This window comes from Phenylobacterium sp. (assembly GCF_004299445.1).
Taxonomy (GTDB): domain Bacteria; phylum Pseudomonadota; class Alphaproteobacteria; order Caulobacterales; family Caulobacteraceae; genus Phenylobacterium.
The window spans coordinates 1-2,754 of the sequence record NZ_SCTC01000016.1; the positions used below are offsets into that span (position 1 = coordinate 1).

Genomic DNA, 2,754 nt, shown 5'->3' on the forward strand with positions numbered 1-2,754 from the left:
CGACGGCGGCAAGCCCGCCGTGGGCCAGTCGTCGGTGTCCCTGAAACGCCGTGAATGTCGTCTGATCGTCCATTCAGGCGTGCATGCGCCCGGACGTCGCTGGAATCAATAAGGCCCGGGTAAAATTATTCACCCGTGAGACTCTGGACGATCGGTTCGCCGCGGGCTTCCTTGTAGGCTGACGTCAGGAAGGGTCCGATCCAATACTCCTTGAACCAGCGCCGCAGCCAGGGATCCGCGCCGACGAAGCCCTGCGCCTGGTTGGAGAAGTCCAGCTGCTTCCTCGCATCGTCCAGGCTGACGCCCTGGCGAACGAGAGGCGCGATCTTTGAGCGAACCTCGCCAATCGCTGCGGCGATGCGCGCCAGATAGACGCCGTCTTGCTGAGGCGCGCCGTGCCCGGGAACGAGCACCTTGAAGTCATAGGTCCGGAGCGTCTCCAGAGTTTGCATCCACTCGCTCGGGTAGCTGCCGAAGCCGAACGGGACGGGCGCGACCACGATGTCGCCGACTACGAGCACTCTCTGCTTCGGCAGCCACACCACAGCATCGCCATCAGTGTTGGCGCGTCCCAGGTAGCGAACCTCGATCGGCGTCCGCCGATCGGGGATATCGAGGCGGTCGTCGAAGGCCTCGGTGGTCGTGATCGTGACCGCGCCGCGCATGTCCTCAGCGTATTGTGCGAAAAGCCGCGAAGCCGCTGACCAGCCGGCCTTGCTGGCGGGATCGGGGGCCTTTTCGACCATGGTCTGGGTGTATGCGAGGAAGCCCTGGTTCTGCTTGTAGAAGGCGTCGTCCGCAGACGGCTCGAAGACCGCCGGCGTGTTCATTGTCTTACGGTCACGGAGGTGCGCCTGGGTGGCCTTCGTCGCAATCGTGCGGGCAGCGGGCCAGGCCTTGAGGATCTCGGCGAGGCCCTGGGTATGGTCGCCATGCCAGTGCGTGATGATGACCGCCTTCACCGGCTTGGAGCTGAGGCGGCGAATCTTGGCGATCAGGCGCCGGGCTGATCCGGGCGACCCGCCCGAGTCGACCAGCACCAGACCGTCTGCCTGTTCGATCAATGTCACGTTACCGATGGGCTGCACGTGGAACCGCGGCTCGGCGAACGTCCATACGCCCGGTGCGACCCGGATCGTCTCCTGAAAATAGCCGTCCTCGGAACGCGGCCGTTCAGGGGATTGCGTGACCCTGGCCGGCGCGACGGCCAAGGCCATGATCAATGAGGTGAGGGCGAGTTTGAACACGATCGAAGCGGAGCCCGCGGCACGCGCGCGGGTCAAATGAATCGGTTTCATGAGGGACAAAGGGGCCTGGACGGATATCCAGACCCCTTTGAGATGGTGCCGCCGGGCAGGATTGAACTGCCGACCTCAGCCTTACCAAGGATGCGCTCTACCACTGAGCTACGGCGGCGAAGGCGGGCGCTATAGCGGTAGCCGGGCGCGGCGTGAAGCCCCCAAATCCACCAGGGGGCGCTTGACGCGCGAGACGCCTCGCCGCACCTGCAAGGGATGGCCGACAAGGACAAGCCCTCGAAAAGCCCCCTGGATTCGCGGGAAGCAAAGCTGGCCCAGGCGCTGCGGGCAAACCTGCGGCGTCGAAAAGGCGTTCCCGCGCCGGCTGCGCCAAAGACGCAAGAAACCTCCACAGATTGACCGCTTGGCGCGTCAGCGGCGCGCGCGCTAGATACGTCGCCTGTGGCCGCCAATGAAAGGCGGCCGTTACGTGTCTCGTAAGGATCGCTATTGGATCGCATCGCCATCACCGGCGGCGCGCGGCTGGAGGGGGAGATCCCCATCAGCGGCGCCAAGAACTCGGCCATCAAGCTGATGGCGGCCAGCCTGCTCACCGAAGAGCCGCTGCGCCTGACGAACATGCCGCGGCTCGCGGACACGCGATTCCTGGGTCGGTTGCTCCAGCGCCTGGGCGCAGAGGTAATCGAATCGGATGGGATCGACGGCGCTGAGACGTTGCTGACGACCCGTGAAATCGTCAGCGGGTTCGCCCCCTACGATCTGGTCCGACAGATGCGGGCCTCATTCAACGTGTTGGGCCCTTTGCTGGCCCGGAACGGGCAGGCCAAGGTGTCGCTGCCCGGCGGCTGCACCATTGGCGCCCGGCCGGTGGACCTGCACCTCAAGGCGCTGGAAGCGCTGGGCGCCAAGATCGATCTGCACGAGGGATACGTCTACGCTCAGGCGCCGCGTGGCCTGACAGGCGGCGAGGTGGACTTTCCGTTCGTATCGGTCGGCGCCACCGAGCATACGCTGCTGGCGGCGGTTCTGGCCCAGGGTGTCACGGTGATGAGAAATGCGGCTTGCGAGCCGGAGATCACCGACCTGGCCGACTGCCTCAACAAGATGGGCGCGAAGGTGACCGGAGCAGGGACGCCCACGATCACGATCGAGGGTGTCAGCCGGCTCAGCGGCGCGAGCCACGCGGTCCTGCCCGATCGCATCGAAACGGGCACCTATGCTCTGGCCGCGGCGATGGCGGGCGGCGAGGTGCGGCTGACGCGCACGCGCTCCGATTTCATCCAGGCCCTGATCGATAAAATGGTGGAAGCCGGGGTCGAGGTCACATCGCACAACGACGGCCTGACGGTGAAACGCAACGGGGGCCGATTGAAGGCCGTCGAACTGACGACCGATCCGTATCCAGGCTTCGCGACCGACCTGCAGGCGCAGTTCATGGCGTTGATGACGCTCGCCGACGGCGAGAGCGTGATCCGTGAGACGATCTTCGAGAACC

The 2,754-nt window shown here is 65.3% G+C and carries 2 protein-coding genes and 1 tRNA gene; 1 reads left to right on the forward strand and 2 read right to left on the reverse strand.

Going from position 1 to position 2,754, the window contains the following annotated elements; all coding sequences use genetic code 11:
• Positions 1 to 125 precede the first annotated feature (125 nt).
• Together EPN98_RS04615 and EPN98_RS04620 are read right to left on the reverse strand one after the other, a co-directional pair.
• Complete coding sequence (locus EPN98_RS04615; RefSeq protein WP_293360985.1) at positions 126 to 1,298, reverse strand: MBL fold metallo-hydrolase; 1,173 nt, start codon at positions 1,296 to 1,298, stop codon at positions 126 to 128.
• A 43-nt stretch (positions 1,299 to 1,341) separates the two neighbouring features.
• A tRNA-Thr gene (locus EPN98_RS04620) sits at positions 1,342 to 1,416 on the reverse strand.
• Between the two features lie 332 nt (positions 1,417 to 1,748).
• Here EPN98_RS04620 and murA point away from each other — a divergent pair.
• A partial coding sequence (gene murA, locus EPN98_RS04625; protein WP_293360987.1) for a UDP-N-acetylglucosamine 1-carboxyvinyltransferase occupies positions 1,749 to 2,754 on the forward strand: 1,006 nt, incomplete at its 3' end.